Below are 17,524 nucleotides of genomic sequence, written 5' to 3' on the forward strand. Positions count from 1 at the left end.
GGTGATTCCAGACGTGAGTTAGCCCTTCGCACAGACGAAACTGCGCGAGGGGCGGAGTAGAAAAGTCAGTCGTATCCGTGCGTTCAGCGGCGGGCCCGAAGTCCAATCAAATGAGTGACGAGACCACGCCAGCGCGTCAAAGCGATGAGTGCAGCCAGGACAGCCAACCCGGCCAAAGCTTCGAGCGACATGCTGCCGCCTCCGCTCAGGACGGGACTGGAATCTGCCCGGTATCTTGGGGAAGCCCAGCCGTCGACGTAATCAAATAGGTTTTTGACGCTATTCGAATAGGCCGCAGCGCCACCTGTGTTCATGCAGTTGGCGCAGGGCGTGAAGCCATGCGTTGCGCCTTCAATGAACACCAGATCCTTGTCCTTGGCCGCCGAAGCATCAAATTCCTCTTCGGAGTCCCGGATGAACAGATAGCCTCCCATCCCCATGACAAGGGTTGGCACTGAGATCGCACCTACCGCGCAGATCGTTGAGTTGTTGCTCGAACAATGGTCGATCCCATCCAGCGAGTTTGTAGAGCGCACCGCTTGGGTGGACAGGAACGAGCGCAGCGATAACTGCTTCGTACCGCGGTTGAACGACATCGTCGAAGCCAGCGTATCGAGCTCCACTGGGCTCACGGTTGTCACAAGCTGGCGGTCGATCGAGCCATCGTTGCGGATCAACTTTTGAGGACGCTGGGTTTTGCGCAGTGAAATTTGCGGATCGAGGCTATGCAGCTGCGATGCTCCGCCAGGACCTGCTCCCGGATTGCCGCCATGCGGAATCGCGAATTGATCGTTGTCGGGGAAAGGCCCTTTGCCGGCCGCAATGTCTTTGGTGCGGCGATCAGCTTCGGCGATCAGCGAATTCATGCGGCGCGACTGGGCAGCAAAATAACGCGCTTGGAAGTCGGGTGAGTAAGTCGAGGCGCCCGCAGCGTTATAGCCATTGGCGGGGCTGTAAGGATCAAGCGCCGGATCAAAGGCGCCCGGCGTTTCGCGCAACACCGATCCATTCAGGCTACGAAGCAAGATGACCGGAACACCTGGGTGCGCATCGGCGAGGATCAGACCGTCGGCTGGGGGAAGATTCGCTAGGTCGTTATTGCAGGGAACGATCTTGCGCGTGTCCTGGCAAAAACCGATGCCTTTCTCCGCTACGGCTTGGTAAAAACTTACGGTCGGCCCGCCGCCGCTATGACCGAAGAGGATCACTTTCTCGATCCCCGGCTGCTTACGCAAATATTCGACACCGACCTTTACGTCGAGTGCAATGCGGTCCCAATCGACCTGGAACTCGTTGTTCTCGAAGCGGGTGTTCATGCAGAAAACCGCATACCCGCGCTTGGAAAGCTCCGAACAACCAATGTGGCTCAAATAATTGCCCGTGCGATGCACGATGAGAAAGGCCACCTTCGGATTGGGATTTGCGTCGGGCGTGTAGTACAGCGCCTTGACACCGCCACTCGTGTAGTAAGTCGGGCGGCTTTGGGCCTGAGCAGCGCCGCTTGCGCACGCAACAGCTGCGAGCAAACAGGCCACTATCCTGATTGGGTTCATTGTCTTGTCTCCTGATGTACGTCGTTATGTGCCGCCGCATTCGATGTCGCAGGCGTGCCATGCAGTTGGGCCAGAACGCTACCTCAACCTCTTCTAAAAAAGCTAAGCAATCTAATAATTTAATTAGCTCTCTAATAGAATATTGATTAAGGTTCGGTGTGTCAAGCGCATCGAGCCGATTCGAGTGAGAGGAGAAACCCTTGAGCTGCTTGCAATCGCGTACGAACCGGCAACGCGAAGGCGTGAGCACAAATCGGGAGGAATCCAAGCGGACTGAATTAGGCGCTTCGGAAAATGTCGATTGCACGCCGCAAAGCGCTCTCCTTCGCCACTTAGTTCTTCGCTATCAAGGGCGTTTATAGTGAGTGCCTTGCAGCAGCCCGGCTATGCTTCCGCCGGGTCACCTACCTCTGGCCATCTCTTAAACATGAAGCGTTGCGAAGCATGAATTCAAACGAAGAAACGCGGACCGTCCTCGACCATTGGCGCGAGGCCGTTCCCGACGATCGCCTGGCTCACCTTGTGAAAGACGCGACGCGCGCATTGGTACGCGGCCTTCAGATGCGTCTGACGGAGCATGATGTCTCGTTCGGGCACTGGGCGTTTTTACGGATCCTGTGGGAGTCTGATGGGCTGACGCAACGCGAATTGAGTGAGCAAGCTGGCGTGCAGGAACCGACCACCTTTTCGGCGATGAAGGCAATGGAAGCTTTGGGCTACGTCGAGCGCAAGCACCTGCCGGGCAACAAGAAGAACATGCATGTTTTCCTGACGCGCAAAGGTAAAGCACTGAAAAAGAAGCTGGTGCCGCTGGCTGAACAAATCAATGACATCGGCACCAAGGGGCTTAAGCCCGCCGAGATCCGTACTGCGCGCAAAGTGCTGCTAGCGATCATTACTAACTTGGCCGAAGACGAGGCGCACGTGAACAATGCCGAACGGCGCATGCCTTCGACGCGGGAGCTCTCCCGACGCATAGCCGAGAGCGCCGAGCTCTGAGTGCGTGAGTTGCCGACCATGTCGCCGCCTCAAGAAGTGCCCCAAAGTGACAAACCGTTCGGGCGAGGCTTTGGCAATTCCAGTGCAGTCGTTTTGATGCTTCTCGTGCTTCAATTGTTGGCGCCGGAGTCGACGATGTCTCTGCGCTACGATCGCGCCGCAATTCTTGACGGCGAGGCGTGGCGCTTGCTTACCGGGCAGCTGGTACACCTTGGCTGGACTCATTGCCTGCTTAACGTAGGTGGGTGGATAGTGGGCGCATTGCTGTTTCCCAAATTGTTCGCCCGCCGCCGATTTTGGCTGGAAGTAGGTGCGATGGCGATAGGCGTTGGGCTCGGCCTGCTGTTGCTTGACCCGAAGTTAGCCCATTACGTAGGACTGTCGGGCGTGATCTATGGTGTGTTGGTGCGAGGCAGCTTGCCATCTGCGGGCCGCGACTGGCGTATGACCACTCTGTTGCTCCTGATAGTCGGTCGGCTTGCCTCCCAGGTTTGGGTTGGGCCCGGCGCATCGGAAGAGGAGATGATCGGCGGCGCGATCATCGTATCTGCTCATGTGTATGGTGCAATGATGGGCGCGTTGCTAAGTCTCGGCCCGCGAGTCCTACGGTAATGACCGCTCTTCTTCGCCTCGAAGGGCGGCTGGTGTGAGAACTGCATTCTCTAGAAGCCATACCGCTCGGCTGGGTTTTCGACCAGGATCTGCTCGAGAACAGCCGTATCAGGAATCCAGGCGTTCATCTGATCAAGCAGATCGGCCGTATCCGGCATCGAACCTTCAAAGGACACGTGAGGCCAGTCGCTCCCCCATAGCAGATGGTTAGCGTTTTGTTCCAGAAGCGCTTGAACGAATGGCACCAGGTCGCTGTATGGCGGAGAGGTGTTCGACAGCCGGTATCCCGCAGAGAGCTTCACCCAAGTCCTTCCGCGCCCGACAAGCCGCAGCAACGCTTGGAATCCCTGTTGGTCGACGCCGTCGGAGGCCCGCAGGGATCCCAGGTGGTCTATGACCACGTCTACTGGAAGTCGGGCCAAGGTCGACTCCATGTCGGCCAGAGGCGCGCCGCCTCCATCGTTCATCACGTGCAACTGCACATGCCAGCCCAACCGCTTGATCCTTTCGGCCAGGATGGGCATCTCGGTCAGCGGGGCGGCTCCAGCATGTCCAATTGTATAGCGCACGCCGCGCACGCCGGCTTCGTGCATTGCGTCGAGCTCTGCGTCCGGCGTATCGGCCCTTAACGCAGCGATCATCCGGGCTGGACGCCCGACTTCGCGCATCGCGTCAAGGTGGCGCCGATTATCTATGCCGTACCCGCTTGGCTGAACCAGGACAACACGATCGATTCCCAGCCGATCAAGCGTGCCTGCCAAGTTTGCGGGAAGCGCCTCGGGAACATCGAAAGTCCTCGTTGAAGCGAGCGTGTAATCGCTGTTCGGGCCGTAGACGTGGACGTGGCAATCGGTCGCGCCCTGAGGCGCACGCAACGTGGGGCGGCGTTCCGAAGTCAACGGAGGTTGGCAAAGGATAGGCATAGGGTGTGCTCGAGGATGTCAGTAGATAAGGGAGCTTGATACGTCACTTGACAGGCGTTATTCGAACCACTGGTCTTCATGCAGGCGATATGCGACTTCCTTGTTCTTTTCCGAGTAGCCGTCGAAAGGCATGCCGTCAGGATCGACACGCGCAAGCACGTCGGAATCCGGGTTGACGGCAGCGCCAATGCGCAGCATCACGAGCGGCTCGTTCTCTTCAGCCTGGAACCAGTAAAACGCGCCGCAAGGAATCAGCACGCACTCGTTTTTCACCACACGCCGCGTTTCTCCCCGCGGGCCGTAAAACAAGGCACTGCCTTGCATGACGACAAAGACATGATCCTCGTTCGAATGAGCGTGCAATTCGTTTTCACCGCCGCTCGCATAGGTCTTCAGCACCACGTTCATGTGCCGTGACGCGCCCAGTACCTGGTTGGTGCGGCCCTCGATTGGAAGTCTCGCGCGAATTTTGAAAAAACTCGGTACGGCCGACTGCGACAAGCGGGCCATCTCATCTCGCCATTCATCGGCACTATTGGCAATGGGAGCGACGGTAGCAGCTTCAGTTTTGGGCAAACTCGACATGATGATTCCTTTATTGAGGGGCAATGCGGAATTTAAGGGGCGGCGCGGAATCGCCGGGTTCATTGGATCTTGATTGCAGCGCGCTCGATGACGGGCTTCCAGCGGGCAGATTCCGTACTAATCAGCTGCTTCAGCTCTGCGGACGTGCCAGCCTTTGGCACCAGACCGGCTCCCAACAGTTTTTCTTGAACGTCAGGCTTCTTTAAAGCAGCGCTGACTCCTGCCTCGATTTTTTGGATGACCGCTTCGGGTGTCCCGGCGGGAGCGACTAGCGCCATCCATACAGCTACGTTCATCTCGTGCGAGCGCGGGTGATCGGCCGCTGGCCTCAATGCGGGCAGGTCCGGGATGCGGGTTTGGCTGAGGTTCGCAAGGGCGTGGAGCTTGCCACTCTTGATATGGGGAAGAGCTGTGGCAACGCCGTCGATGACGAACGTGACGTCTTGTGAAAGCATCCCTTGGATTGTTCCGTTACTTCCGCGATAGGAGACGCCAACCATGTCTAGCCCCAGCTCACTCTTCAACATCTCGCCAGCCAACTGGGACGTGATAGTGCCGTATCCATAAGAGATCTTGCCCGGCTGAGCGCGTGCCATTGCAGCAAGTTCGTTAAGCGTTTTCGGGCCATCCTTCCCACTGACCATGATCAGTGGAGAATCGGCCACTTTGGCGATTGGAGAAAAATCTTTCACCGGGTCATAGGAGAGCCGGCTGTAGAGAAACTGATTCATGACGAGTGTGTTGTCCACAGCCATTAGCAGTGTGTAGCCGTCAGGGGCAGAGCGGGCCACCAGCTCGGCGCCTATCAACGTATTCGCGCCTGACTTATTCTCCACGACGAAAGGCTGCCCAAGACTCTCTGAGAGGTGCTGACCGAGCACGCGGGCCAAGATGTCGGTCGGTCCACCGGGCGGGAACGGCACCACCATACGGACGGGACGGCTGGGATACGCATTGCGCTCCGCAGCATGCGCCAGGGCCGTCGTCAGGACCATACAGGCTGCCATCACTGATGCAAAAGGGCGCCATCTCATGTGTTGTCTCCAATCGAAATTTTTATAAGTTCTCGAGAATATCGTTCGAGTTCTAAGTATTTTATGGACTGTCAGACGATGCGCAATGTGCGGTGACGCATGGAGCCTATTCGTCAGATGAATAGGGGAGCGGTGCCCGCGAAGATAGGCTCATAGAAATTCTGAATACTCTGTATTCGCGTCCACTACTTGGCGGGCAAGCGGGCATGCTGAAGAATCCAGCCAAGCAAAAAAGCCGCCAGCACGGCATGCCAACGGAGGACGACATGAACATTGCACATGGACCGGGCACGTTATCCCGAACGGACTCGTGAGACCAATCAACTATGGGACTCGGGCCCGGCTGGGGCTAATCTTGCCTTCAGGAAATCAGCTTGCCGAGCCACAGCTGGCTGCATTGATGCCTTCTTGTGTCTCCATGCATACGACCAGACTTGCATTGACCGGATCGTCGCATCATGAACTGATGCGGATGGCAGATAGCGTTGAAGAGGCAGCAAGCCTTCTGCGCGATGCTGAACCGGACTTGATTCTTTTCCATTGCACCGCCGTATCGTCATTCAGCGCAGCGCTCGAAGCGCAGCTTGTGCGACGTATCGAGTCATCGAGCGGACGCCGCGCAACCACCACTGCACAAGCCCTTATTGCGTCGCTAACAGCCGTGGAAGCGAGACGCATTGTGATGCTGTCGCCCTACTGCGACGAGGTAAACGCTAGAGAAGCTACGTTCTTCCGAAGTGCTGGGTTTGATATTTGTGCGATAGCAGGATTCGGCTTCCGAGGAGTTGCCGACATGATGGCCATTACTCCTGAGCGATGGAAGGAATTTGCAATCGACCATCGCGATCCGTCCGCAGACGCATACGTGATCAGTTGCACGGCGACACGATCGTTGGAGGCGATACATGACTTGGAAGCAATATTGGGGCGACCGGTCATAACGAGCAACAGCGCTGCGTTCTGGCACGCCATGGCGCTCGTCGGGATCGACGATCCAATCTCGGGAGCCGGTCAGCTTTTGATGCAACCCCTCCGCTCCGCTCGATAACAATTCCACGATCAGGACAAAACATGCTGCCAAAGAGCCCTTTCACCGTTGTGCTGTCGTGCGCCTTGATCGCTCTAATGCCGATCAAAGTTCTGGCTGACACAGCGTCGTACCCGTCCCGCCCGGTACGCTTGGTTGTACCGTTTCCCGCCGGCGGGCCAGCAGACATCCTTGGCCGGATCATCGCCCAAGGCTTGAGCGAATCGTTGGGTCAACAGGTCATCGTCGACAATAGAGGGGGAGCCAATACAGTTATCGGCGCGCAGACGGTCGCCCGTGCTGCGCCGGATGGTTACACCTTGCTCTTGGCGATCGATTCCACTTTGGCCATGAATCCAAGCCTATACAGCAAGCTCGCCTACGATCCTGCAAAGGACTTCGAACCGATTGGCCTAGTTGCAGAAGTGCCTTGCATCATTGCCGTAAACAATTCGTTTCCGGCAGAGAATCTCGCACAGTTGTTGGCACTGGCCCGGGTAAGTCCCGGCAAGATCAACTTCGCCCATGGAACTGTGACCATGCATGTGGGCGGCGAGCTCCTCAATCAAATGGCCAAGGTGCGCATGACTCCTGTGGCGTACAAGGGTGGAGGAACGTCGATCGTCGCTGTGATGGGGGGCGAGGTCCAGGTGACTATGGAAGCAGCGGCCACTATTGTCCCAAACGCACAGGCTGGTAAGGTCAGGCCGTTAGCTGTGATGGGCGCTCGTCGCATAGCAGCGATGCCCGATTTGCTCACCGTCGCAGAATCGGGCGTCCCTGGATATGACGTCTCCGTGTGGCAAAGTTTAGTCGCACCAGCCGGCACACCTCCGGAAATTATCAACCGACTCAACCGCGAGGTCACGGCGTTGATGAATCGCGCAGATACGAAAGTGAAGTTGGAAAAAATTGGGCTTGCACCACTGACTAGTTCGCCGCAAGAGCTTGCCGCGTTCGTCAAGTCACAAACGGCCAAATGGTCCACCGTAATTCAGGACATTGGCCTGCGCATCGACTAGCAGCGGGTGTCGCAACTTCGGGTAAAGCCTTGCCTTCCAGGCGGCCAGCTCGTGGGATGATCTTGGTTTTGCTGGAAGGCGTTATGGGCTTGCACGGACTGGACTTGAATTTCCTGCTTGTATTTGAAGCGCTGTGGGAGACGCGCAGCGTGTCGAGGGCGAGCGAGAAACTCGCACTTAGCCAGCCAGCGACGAGTCATGCCCTTGCGAAAATGCGGACACTATTCGATGACCCGCTTTTTGTACGTGTGAAGAATGACATGCACCCGACGCCAAGGGCCATCGAGATGGCTGGGCCGATCCAGCAGGTACTGGAAGTCACGCGCCTAAAAATCTTGAGCACACAGCCGTTCGACGCAGCGCGGGCCGGCAAGACGTTCACGTTCTGTATGACCGACGTGGGTGAAACGGCCTATCTGCCGGCGATCGTCGATGAGGTCAGGCGTACCGCGCCAGACGTGCGGCTTAAAACTGTCTCCCCGATTGCTGCCAAAATCGAGGAAACGCTTGAATCCGGTGTAGTGGATCTTGCACTCGGCTATTTCCCTGATTTGAAGAATCAGGGCATGTTCCAGCAGAACATTTTACGCACAAGCGGCTTTGTCTGCCTGAGCGACAAGGACCACCCGCGGCTCCAAAACGGGCAGTTGTCAATGGAAGGCTTCATGGAAAGCACCCATGTCGCCATCAAGACCGAAGGGCGAAGCCAGGAAGTTATCGATAGGACAATGCAGGACCTGAAGATCAGGCGCCGCATATTCCTAGTCCTTCCCCACTTCCTTAGTTTGCTAAGCTTAATTCCGAACACGACACTCGTCGCCATCATCCCAATGGACGTATCGCTGGCCTTCAAAAACAACCCTCGCCTGCGGACCCATCCACTACCTTTTCCGAGCCCGACCGTGGATATCACTCAAGTATGGCACGCCAAGCATCACAAGGACGCATCCAACCTGTGGTTGAGAACCCTCGTACGGCGGGTGCTCAAGCATCGTTGATCCGCTTGGCCCCTTTGAATTACTTGGCAGCGGCTGCTTCGGAAACGCCCGCTCTTAATAACGCGAGAGTTGTACTGGGCACCTTTTTTTATCATGAATATTTACTGCGGACGGCAGGCGCGGACAAGGGATTTCACGACACCTACCGACCATGACAACCAGTCCGGCCACAACGGTTGATTGGCGCACATCCGGGAGGAAAGATGATGCCACTCAGATGGTGACTGAGCGTTGTGGCCCTCGCCTTGCATGCAATTACATCAGTGCGGCCTGTCGGTAATAATGGACAACGAGCATAATGCGAAATCCAAACAACCCCTGCGCTAGCGGTGCTGGTAGGCGCTGGCGCCGTGTCAGGAGCACTGCAAGGCTCCGGTCATCATATTGGTGCGAGCCTGGCGCAGCTGCCGACGCTGATCAACATCCAGCGTGCCATTGCGCCTCCGACTGCGCATACGCGCCGTTCATCTCAAACGCCTGTCCATGGGTCTTTCTCTGCTAGTGGCGTGCGGGGTGCGCCATGCACCTTACCTTAGCGGTAAAGCGGGCTTTGCAGGAGCGCCAGGGCTGGGGCGAGCAAATTGGCGAGGGAGACGCCTATGTCAATTTCCCAGGAAGTGCTACTCATATCCGGCTGTGTGCTTGAACGCCGCGCGTGTTAGTACTGAAGGCATCCCAGACTGCGCTAACGACGGTACACCGATCATGCCGTCCGCCGGTTGGCAAACAAAGCGACGCGAGGTGGTTTGGATACGCCGAGCAACGCGATCACTTGGGCCAGCGCGTTGCGGCACCGACACGCAAGACGAGACTTACCGCAGTCAAGCCGCGCAACGAAGATTGCACATCGCCGCGCCGTGACCTGGTTCCCATGCGATGCCAAAGCACCGGACGGCCTAGCGAGTGCGGGCACGAAGCCCCGAACAACTAGCGCGTGCTGCACTTTCGCCCGATTCCAAGCGAATGTGCGAGAGACCGGTGTTAGGGCCGTACGACAACGCGACGATAGCGACTGAGGCCTCCGGCTCCCCGGATCCGGCGACTAGTTGCGCCTTGAAGGCCTTGAGCTAGGAGGCCCGAGCACGTGTTGGCGCTGCTTAGTGTTCGTCACCGGGTCCACTTAATGCCCGACGTAGCTCGCACGCGTTGTTCACGTCCAGCTTCACATAGGCACGTCTGCGGAAGGTGACAACGCTCGACATGAGTACGCCGAGCTCTTCGGCGATTGCTGCATGCGACATACCTGCCAGGATGCGTCGGCAAACCTGCTTCTCGCGAGGGGAAAGCGTGGCTGTGAGCAAATTGTCGGACATCGGCAGCGCGTTCGCCCGAGTGTCCGGTTGCTGTCGCTCCAGGGCAAGCCCTTGTCGCGTGGCCAGTACGATGAGGGAAGCGTATTGGGAGACTGCGTTCAGACGGTCTTCCGGCAACGGGCCCTGATACGCGTCGCGGAACAGGTTCACGATCAGCCAAGAGTTGTCTCTAGCCTTAGCCACAATGGAAAGTCGATCGATGATCGCGACCGAGTCGTAGCAAATGCGCCGATAGTCATCGTCTTCGAGGTCCGCAGCGGTGTGATGTCGCAGGAAAATGCGATCCTCCTTTGCATGCATGACCGACCTCATAGGCTCAATGCAGTGAAAGCGTCCCAGATACGCTTTCGTCGAGCGATTCACTCTTTCCGATGACTGACATCCGGAAGCCCCCAGAAAGGCAGGCGTGCCCTTGTCGCGAAACTCAAAGACGGTGCAGTGGCTGAACTCCGCGACGTAATTCATGGCCTGGAGTAGATGCCTGCTGCAGTCCTGACTGCCGATCGCGTTGATCAAAGATGCGGTCATGGCGGCCGGTACCGCCGCTCGGCTGGGAGCAGTGGTGATGTCAAAGAGCAGCATGTTGATCGCCTGTTAAGTGCCAGCACTCGCCTCGCGTCACTATGGACGCAGTATCCGGACTGCGCAATAGGTGAATGCACCGGAGCGCCTTGTCCCCTCGACGGGGGGACGCGCAGCAGCAGCAGCAGTCATAGACTGCCACCGACAAACAAGTTGATCAACACGGTTCAACGCGAGACAGCAACAGGGAGACAGCAATGAAGAAAATCAAAACAAGACAGAGCCTACTGGGCAGGGTGCTGCATGGATGGCTATTCGCGATGACTTGGTCCGTTGCATTAACGTCAGCCTCCACACTGGCGGCAGAAGCGTATCCAACACGGCCCATTCGAATCGTTGTGGGCTTTGCTCCAGGCGGCACTACCGACTCTGTTGCGCGCGTTCTGTCCGGGGCCTTGCAGCAACGCCTCGGTCAGCCAGTGCTAATTGAAAATCGACCTGGTGGCAGTACGCAGATCGCAGGCGAGGCAGTGATGCGCGCCGCGCCGGACGGTTACACGCTGCAGATGGCAGCGTCCGATCTCACGATCCTCCCTAGCACCCGCAAGCGCCCGCCATGGGATGCGCTCAAGGATTTCACCCCCATTGCTCGCGTCGCGACGACCGGATTGGTTTATACAGTGAGCGATCGCATGTCGGCACGTACGCTGCGGCAGTTTGTGGAATATGCCAAGGCGCATCCAGGGCAGGTCAGTTATGGATCGAGCGGCACAGGAGGAATTCTTCACTTGGTGGGAGAGCAGTTGCGTTCGCGCGTCAGCGTGGATCTGCTGCACGTGCCTTACAAGGGTGGCTCGCAGATTGTCCAGGATCTGCTGGGCGCCCAGATCGACATGGGCGTGTTAGGTCCGATCGACGTCGCATCCCGCCAGGATAAGCTCCACCCGATCGCCCAGACCGGGCCAACGCGTCATCCGTTGCTACCTAACGTGCCTACGACGGCAGAGGCTGGCTTTCCCGAGGTCAAAGGCATCTCCATGTTCACGTTGATCGGCCCGAAGGGTCTGCCCGGCGCGATTGTTGACCGCCTGGCAAGTGAGATCACCGCAATCATGCAAGATCCAGCGTTTCGCGAGCGACTCCTGGCCGCAGGCGCTGAGCCCAGTTTGTTGACAGGCCCTGCACTCACTTCATTCTTGGCCGAGGATCTCCGGAACTGGCAGGAGGTTGCCAAGGCATCCAACATTCTGATCGACGAGTGATTTCCAAGGGGTAACGGCAACATGAAATACACAAATCTCGGCCGCAGCGGCTTACAAGTGTCCAAGCTATGTCTGGGCATGATGTCTTACGGCGACGCTTCCTGGCAGCCCTGGGTCCTTTCCGCTGACGCAGGTGAGCGATTCGTGAGGCGCGCATTAGACTGCGGCATCAATTTCTTTGATACTGCCGATTTTTATTCGTATGGCGCCAGCGAAGAGATTCTCGGCGGCGCCGTAGCGCGCGCCAATGCGCGCCACGAGGTGGTGATCTCGACCAAGGTTGGGTTGCCTATGCGAGCAGGACCAAACGGGGGGGCTGTCACGAAAGCATCTCCGTACCAGCTTGCATCAATCGCTGCAGCGATTGAAGTCTGACTATATCGACATCTATCTGTTGCATCAGCCCGATCCGCTCACCCCGATTGAAGAAACTCTCGACGCACTTGAGGAATTGGTGCGTGAAGGTAAGGTGCTCTACACGGGCCTTTCGAATTATCCAGCATGGGCCATGGCACGAACTTCTTACACGTCAACGTTCCGCAATCGGCTGCCGATGTCAGTCGCACAGATTCAATACAACCTGTGCTATCGCGAGGACGAGCGTGATGTGTTGCCGTTGTGTAAGCAGGAGGGCATTGGCGTCATGGTCTATAGCCCACTTGCAAGGGGATGGTTGGCGGGCAACCGCGAGGACCGGCCCACATCGCAATCTGCGAACGAGTTGGCCCGCGCATCAAGCGATGCAAAGGCGCACGCACTGTATGGTGGCTCTGCGGACCAGGCCGTGCTCGAGCGGGTCCTGGACATGGCATCGCAAAAGAGCATTCCACCGGCCCGGCTTGCGATGGCGTGGGTGCTGTCGAATTCCTTGGTAAGTTCCATTCTGTGTGGCGTGCTTGACGACAGCCACCTTGACGAAGCTGTCCTTGCACTTGATGTCGAGTTGTGTGCTGAAGACTTGGCCTTTCTCGAAGCGCCCTATCGACCTCAAGCCGTCAAGGAAACCGCCCTCACGGCAGTGTTGGGCTCTTCATCTACTCCCGCCTCTTCTTCAAAGGCTTCCTCATGATTCGTCCCTTCCTAATCGGCAACGAATGGCGCCACGTCGGTCGGCCCACGTTTGAGTCCATTTACCCGGCCGACAGCAGCGTAAGCGCAGTCGTCGCAGAGTCGTCAATCGAAGATATCAATGATGCAATATCTTCGGCCAGGCAAGCGCTAGGCAACCCACAATGGCGCGACATGCCAGCGCACCGCCGATCCCGTTTGCTGCACCGCTTTGCGGATCTCGTGGAAGCGAACGCGGAGCACCTGGCTGACACGCAGACTCGTGACAACGGCAAGACAGTAGCCGAGAGCCGCGCCCAGGTCGCAGGAGCAGCCGAGTTTTTCAGGTATTACGCTGCCGTTTGCGAGACATCTCAGGGGGAAGTCGTCCCTGCGCGCGGATCGTATTTTGGTTTTAGTGAATATGAGCCTGTCGGTGTTGTGGCTGCTATCACTCCCTGGAATTCGCCGTTGACACTTGAGGCCCAAAAGCTGGCGCCTGCGCTGGCTGCGGGAAATGCCATCGTGCTTAAGTCCTCTGAAATCACGCCCCAAATTGGATTGGAGTATGGACGGCTTGCCTTAGAGGCGGGATTTCCTGCCGGTGTACTAAACGTGGTAACCGGAGCTGGGGAATCGGGTCGCACGCTGGTCTCGCACCCGGACGTCGACATGGTTACGTTCACGGGCGGCACTCGAACGGGTCGTGCCATCGGGCAAATTATGGGAGCACGTGCTCGGCCAGCGATTCTCGAACTTGGCGGAAAATCGCCAAACATTGTGTGCGACGATGCCGATCTGGAATTGGCCGTGCCCGGTGCGATGATTGCTATCTTCCATAATGCAGGGCAGTCTTGTCTCGCTGGCTCGAGAATTTTTGTGCAGGAATCTGTCTACGACGCATTCGTCAGTCGACTGGTTGCAGCAACTCAAGCATTGCGTGTGGGCGACCCCTACGACGCCACGACGGCCATCGCGCCGTTGGCAAGCTTCGGACATCGCGAGCAGATCGAGCGCATGCTTGAAACTGCCCGCACGGACGGAGCCTCGATTCTCACGGGTGGCGGACGACCCCGTGCCGCTTCATTGGCGGCAGGTGCCTACCTGGAGCCCACGTTGCTGGCGACCGACAACCGGATGGCTATCGCTCGTGAAGAAGTATTCGGTCCGGTCGGGTGCATCATTCCTTTCAAGGATGACGAGGATTTGCTGCGTCAGGCAAACGACAACGACTTTGGCCTAGCTTGCGGCATCTGGACGCGTGATCACGCCCGCGCGTTGCGATTGGCCCGAAGGATTAATACCGGGGTGGTATGGATCAATACCTACAAAATTACCGCGGTAAACATGCCCTTCGGCGGCAACAAGTCCAGCGGCGTCGGGCGTGAAGGAGGCTGGCCGGGCATGCGCGCTTACATGGTCGAGAAAAGCTATTACGTCAACACGGCTGCTTCACCCGTGGCCTGGCCTCCGGGCGCGTGATACCGAGCGAATGGGACAGCCATCTGCGCGCGACGTCCGGTGTGGGCGACACGCGCAGGGAGGTGGCCTGGCAGCCTCCATAGCGTTTCGAGAGGGACGGTCGGATCAGCCAAGGCCGGTGTGCTCGGCCACCCATTCTGCTTGTTCCAACGCTTGGTCAATCTCCTTGGGCATGCTGACATGCGATCATCGATTGGAATCGGCCGTCGACCATCTTGAACACGCAGAACTTTCAGTCGCACGAGCCGCGCATGATGGGTCGAGGAGGGCCCTGCGGGATTTCCAAGACCTGAGATGACTGTCGTACTGGCCGGACCAGAACCAAGGCAGTTCGGGCGCTGTTCTCTCTCGTCCAGCCAGCGTTCTGCCCAGTGCGATGCCTTCGTTCTGGCATCGGCCAGGGACTCCATGCAAGACGTCGAACCCACGATGGCGCCAGGCCATTTTGTGCCTTCATTTCAAGCGCGTTGTCTGGCGAGATCATTTGGTCAGCTGAGGATGCTTACCAGGAACAACCTGTCAAGTTTGTCGTTCCCTACACCCTGACGGTGGCTATGCTGTCGTCGCTCGCGTATTGAGCGAGAAGCTGGCCAAGTACTGGGGCCAACCGGTCATTGTGGGAAATCGCCCGTGAGTTATGACCCACTCAAGGATTTCGAACCGATCTCGCTGACTGCGACGTCGCCGGGCCTGCTTGCCATCAGCGCTGACCTTACGGTGACGTCCGTGGAGGAGTTGATCCGGTGCGCCAAAGACCACCCAGGGCACTGAGCTACGCATCGGCTGGCGTCGGGACGCCGCATTGTCTGAAGGCCGAGCTGTTCAAGTCGATGACGGATACGGACACCGTCCATATTCCTTACCGCGGTGGAGTGCCTGCCGTGAGTGATGTGGACTCAGGGCGAGTTCAGGTGTTGTTCAGCATTCCGAATACGCTCATGTCTTTCGTCAGCGCTTGACGATTGCGAGCAGTAGCGGTCAGTGGCTGGAGCGGACCCCCCGAACTGCCCGACATGCCGACCGTAGATGAACTCAGTGTGACTGGTTTCGATTCTTCGCTGTGGATGTACTGACAGCAACTGCAGGCACGCCACGCAGGGTCATTGACAAGATCACCCAGGACGCGGCGCGCGCAGCGCGCGATGAGGAGGTCGTGAAAGGCCTAAGGGCGCAAGGGCTGACCCCCTGCCTCGAGTACGCCGGCAACACCCACTCTGTCGCCGACACCGCCTGGTCATGCTGCGACAGCCGCATCCGCCTCGACGATGCCGTTATCGTGACGCTGGCAAGGTGGCAGGAGAGTTCACCCCTAGGGCGGCAGCAGGAGTCGACGTGACGAACGCTCGAGAAGCACAACGTCTGGCTTCGCTTCCAGGCACGCTATGGTGCGGCTGACCGACGCCTTTGATCGCGGACTGGCCGTTCGCATACTTCTCGGGCCGGTCGCACACACTGGTCCCGTAAAGTTGCGCTCAGGAAGCGAAAGTTCATGAAGGCGCTTTCCGAGCCTTGAGCACTGCGCGCCAAGCGTAAGCCAGCGCGGTATTTATGCATGCGCGGGCGCACCCTGGTCGCAAGGGCAAGGGGCGTCGATCAATGTCCGGCGCCCTACTCAGCGCTGTACGGAGACGTTGATGTTCTTCACTTGCGTAAATTCGAACAGCTCTTCCTTGGACTCTTCTCGGCCCTTACCCGAGCGTTTGTACCCGCCGAAGGGAGCGCCCATGAAGTGAGAGGAGCAGTCGTTCACCCAGATGTAGCCGGCCTGGATCTGAGATGCGATCTGATGAGCCGTGGCCAAGTCCCGCGTCCAAACCGAGGCCGTCAAGCCGAAATCCACCCCGTTGACCGCCTGTAGCAGTGACGCCTCGTCTTCCCAGCGCAGCACCGACAAGACCGGGCCAAAGACTTCTTCCTGCGCGATGCGCATGTCTGGGCGTACGTCGGTGAAGATCGTTGGCTCCACGAACCATCCACGCTGCAGCGCCGGATCGTCGGGATGCTCGCCGCCGCAGGCGAGCGTGGCCCCTTCCTGCCGTGCGACGGCGATGTAGTCCAGTGTGCGTTCATACTGCGCCCGGCTCGCCAGCGCGCCCATCGTAGTCGCGGGGTCGGTGGCAATGCCGGGCCGATGCTCGCGCCCGACCCGCTCGACCAAGGCCTGCACGAAGCGATCATGCAGACTTTCGTGGACGAAAAGGCGGCTGGTGGATCCGCAGGACTGCCCGCACCACGTGAAGTTCATGCCGCGCACGGCCCCGGCGACGGCGCGCTCGAAGTCGGAATCGGGGAAGATGATCATCGCGTTCTTGCCGCCCAGTTCTAGCAGCGTGTGCTTCATGTCGTGGGCCGTGGCAGCCAGCACCGCCCGGCCCGCCTGCACGCTGCCGATGAGGCCGACCGCGGCGACGGTGGGATGCGCCACCAGCGTCGCCCCGGTGTCGCGGCCCCCCAGGACGCAGTTCAGCACGCCGGGCGGGAACACGTCCGCGAGCAGTTCCATCAGGCGCAGGGTCGACAGCGGCGCCTGCTCGGGCGGCTTGATCACCACGGTATTGCCGGCGGCCAGCGGCGCGGCGATCTTGCCCGCCGCGAACATGAAGGGATGATTGAACGGAAAGATCCGGGCGACCACGCCCAACGGTTCGCGTTGTGTGTAGTTGAGCGAGCCGTTGCCAGTGGGAATCGTCTCGCCTTTGATCTCCAGCACCAAGCCGGCGAAATACTCAAGTTGGGTGGCGGCGATTTCGGCGTCGAACAGCATGGCCGTGACCGGATTACCGCAGCCGGCCGCGTCAATCAAGGCCAGCTCGGCAGCGTGTTCGCGGATGCGCGCTGCGGCCAGACGAAGCATGCGGGCGCGCTCCAAGGGCGGCGTGCGCCGCCAGTCCGGGAAAGACTGCGCCGCCGCGCGCACCGCTGCGTCGACCTCGGCGGGCTGGGCCACGGGGAGGCTGGCCAGGCGCTCCCCCGTGCTGGGATTGAATGCATCCAGGCGGTCCTTGCCCTGGGCGGACTGCCACTGGCCTGCCCAGAAGTGCGTCAGGTGCGTGGGCAGCGCGTCGGTGAGGCGACGTGCCGGATCCAAAGGTGGCGGTGTGGTGGGTGAGGCGATTGAAGACATGGGGCTCCATCCAGTTTGAAA

General features: G+C 58.7%; 14 protein-coding genes and 1 pseudogene. 9 read left to right on the top strand and 6 right to left on the bottom strand.

The genetic code is table 11. The annotated features are described in order from the left end of the window. Positions 1-83: 83 nt before the first annotated feature. Positions 84-1,553 (bottom strand): alpha/beta hydrolase family protein, encoded by a 1,470-nt coding sequence (locus tag ACNANG_RS25810; protein WP_130355623.1) that lies wholly within the window; start codon positions 1,551-1,553, stop codon positions 84-86. Between the two features lie 444 nt (positions 1,554-1,997). Between ACNANG_RS25810 and ACNANG_RS25815 the strand changes: the two genes are divergently transcribed. After that, positions 1,998-2,552: a MarR family winged helix-turn-helix transcriptional regulator gene (locus ACNANG_RS25815; protein WP_407792344.1), complete on the top strand. Its 555-nt coding sequence runs from the start codon at positions 1,998-2,000 to the stop codon at positions 2,550-2,552. After that, positions 2,553-3,164, top strand: a complete 612-nt coding sequence (gene rrtA / locus ACNANG_RS25820; RefSeq protein ID WP_130355621.1) for a rhombosortase — start codon at positions 2,553-2,555, stop codon at positions 3,162-3,164. 50 nt (positions 3,165-3,214) lie between these two features. On the opposite strand, the gene ACNANG_RS25825 is transcribed toward rrtA, so the two are convergent. The 3 genes from ACNANG_RS25825 to ACNANG_RS25835 all read right to left on the bottom strand — a co-directional run bounded on the left by ACNANG_RS25825 (position 3,215) and on the right by ACNANG_RS25835 (position 5,667). Continuing rightward, positions 3,215-4,063, bottom strand: a complete 849-nt coding sequence (locus ACNANG_RS25825) for an amidohydrolase family protein (RefSeq protein WP_420227706.1) — start codon at positions 4,061-4,063, stop codon at positions 3,215-3,217. Positions 4,064-4,144: 81 nt separating this feature from the next. Next, entirely contained in the window at positions 4,145-4,735 is a 591-nt protein-coding gene (locus ACNANG_RS25830; protein WP_407792347.1) for a cupin domain-containing protein, read from the bottom strand. Beyond that, positions 4,732-5,667: a Bug family tripartite tricarboxylate transporter substrate binding protein gene (locus ACNANG_RS25835; RefSeq protein ID WP_407792348.1), complete on the bottom strand. Its 936-nt coding sequence runs from the start codon at positions 5,665-5,667 to the stop codon at positions 4,732-4,734. Before ACNANG_RS25835 ends, ACNANG_RS25830 begins: the two co-directional genes overlap by 4 nt. A gap of 394 nt (positions 5,668-6,061) precedes the next feature. On the opposite strand from ACNANG_RS25835, the gene ACNANG_RS25840 reads away from it, so the two are divergent. From ACNANG_RS25840 to ACNANG_RS25850, 3 genes are read left to right on the top strand one after another with little or no spacing between them, the layout of a single operon-like run. After that, the gene (locus tag ACNANG_RS25840) at positions 6,062-6,754 is read left to right on the top strand and encodes a hypothetical protein (RefSeq protein WP_407792349.1); all 693 of its coding nucleotides are present in this window, start codon (positions 6,062-6,064) and stop codon (positions 6,752-6,754) included. A gap of 23 nt (positions 6,755-6,777) precedes the next feature. Continuing rightward, a complete protein-coding gene (locus ACNANG_RS25845; protein ID WP_407792350.1) occupies positions 6,778-7,755 on the top strand; it encodes a Bug family tripartite tricarboxylate transporter substrate binding protein in 978 nt (325 codons plus the stop codon). 56 nt (positions 7,756-7,811) lie between these two features. Continuing rightward, positions 7,812-8,753: a LysR family transcriptional regulator gene (locus ACNANG_RS25850; protein ID WP_407792351.1), complete on the top strand. Its 942-nt coding sequence runs from the start codon at positions 7,812-7,814 to the stop codon at positions 8,751-8,753. 1,097 nt (positions 8,754-9,850) lie between these two features. On the opposite strand, the gene ACNANG_RS25855 is transcribed toward ACNANG_RS25850, so the two are convergent. Beyond that, positions 9,851-10,648 carry a helix-turn-helix transcriptional regulator gene (locus ACNANG_RS25855; protein WP_407792352.1) on the bottom strand — a complete coding sequence of 266 codons (798 nt, stop codon included), beginning with the start codon at positions 10,646-10,648 and terminating at the stop codon, positions 9,851-9,853. Between the two features lie 197 nt (positions 10,649-10,845). Between ACNANG_RS25855 and ACNANG_RS25860 the strand changes: the two genes are divergently transcribed. From ACNANG_RS25860 to ACNANG_RS25875, 4 genes and pseudogenes are all read left to right on the top strand, one after another. After that, a complete protein-coding gene (locus ACNANG_RS25860; protein WP_407792353.1) occupies positions 10,846-11,850 on the top strand; it encodes a Bug family tripartite tricarboxylate transporter substrate binding protein in 1,005 nt (334 codons plus the stop codon). 81 nt (positions 11,851-11,931) lie between these two features. Next, positions 11,932-12,919 (top strand): annotated as a pseudogene (locus tag ACNANG_RS25865) (aldo/keto reductase). Then, positions 12,916-14,379 (top strand): aldehyde dehydrogenase, encoded by a 1,464-nt coding sequence (locus ACNANG_RS25870; protein WP_407792354.1) that lies wholly within the window; start codon positions 12,916-12,918, stop codon positions 14,377-14,379. Before ACNANG_RS25865 ends, ACNANG_RS25870 begins: the two are co-directional and overlap by 4 nt. Before the next feature lie 743 nt (positions 14,380-15,122). Then, positions 15,123-15,338 carry a tripartite tricarboxylate transporter substrate-binding protein gene (locus tag ACNANG_RS25875; protein ID WP_407792355.1) on the top strand — a complete coding sequence of 72 codons (216 nt, stop codon included), beginning with the start codon at positions 15,123-15,125 and terminating at the stop codon, positions 15,336-15,338. Positions 15,339-15,991: 653 nt separating this feature from the next. Here the strand turns inward: ACNANG_RS25875 and ACNANG_RS25880 are convergent. After that, positions 15,992-17,503: an aldehyde dehydrogenase family protein gene (locus tag ACNANG_RS25880; protein ID WP_407792356.1), complete on the bottom strand. Its 1,512-nt coding sequence runs from the start codon at positions 17,501-17,503 to the stop codon at positions 15,992-15,994. Between the last annotated feature and the right edge of the window lie 21 nt (positions 17,504-17,524).

Source organism: Pigmentiphaga litoralis (assembly GCF_048632615.1).
Lineage (GTDB): Bacteria > Pseudomonadota > Gammaproteobacteria > Burkholderiales > Burkholderiaceae_B > Pigmentiphaga > Pigmentiphaga litoralis_B.

Excerpts from the sequence above, each read along its gene's own strand:
- ACNANG_RS25870 (WP_407792354.1), top strand. The coding sequence starts at position 12,916 with ATGATTCGTCCCTTCCTAATCGGCAACGAATGGCGCCACGTCGGTCGG.
- ACNANG_RS25830 (WP_407792347.1), bottom strand. The coding sequence starts at position 4,735 with ATGAACCCGGCGATTCCGCGCCGCCCCTTAAATTCCGCATTGCCCCTC.
- ACNANG_RS25815 (WP_407792344.1), top strand. The coding sequence starts at position 1,998 with ATGAATTCAAACGAAGAAACGCGGACCGTCCTCGACCATTGGCGCGAG.
- ACNANG_RS25845 (WP_407792350.1), top strand. The coding sequence starts at position 6,778 with ATGCTGCCAAAGAGCCCTTTCACCGTTGTGCTGTCGTGCGCCTTGATC.
- ACNANG_RS25855 (WP_407792352.1), bottom strand. The coding sequence starts at position 10,648 with ATGCTGCTCTTTGACATCACCACTGCTCCCAGCCGAGCGGCGGTACCG.
- ACNANG_RS25860 (WP_407792353.1), top strand. The coding sequence starts at position 10,846 with ATGAAGAAAATCAAAACAAGACAGAGCCTACTGGGCAGGGTGCTGCAT.
- ACNANG_RS25850 (WP_407792351.1), top strand. The coding sequence starts at position 7,812 with ATGATCTTGGTTTTGCTGGAAGGCGTTATGGGCTTGCACGGACTGGAC.
- ACNANG_RS25880 (WP_407792356.1), bottom strand. The coding sequence starts at position 17,503 with ATGTCTTCAATCGCCTCACCCACCACACCGCCACCTTTGGATCCGGCA.
- ACNANG_RS25835 (WP_407792348.1), bottom strand. The coding sequence starts at position 5,667 with ATGGTCCTGACGACGGCCCTGGCGCATGCTGCGGAGCGCAATGCGTAT.
- ACNANG_RS25810 (WP_130355623.1), bottom strand. The coding sequence starts at position 1,553 with ATGAACCCAATCAGGATAGTGGCCTGTTTGCTCGCAGCTGTTGCGTGC.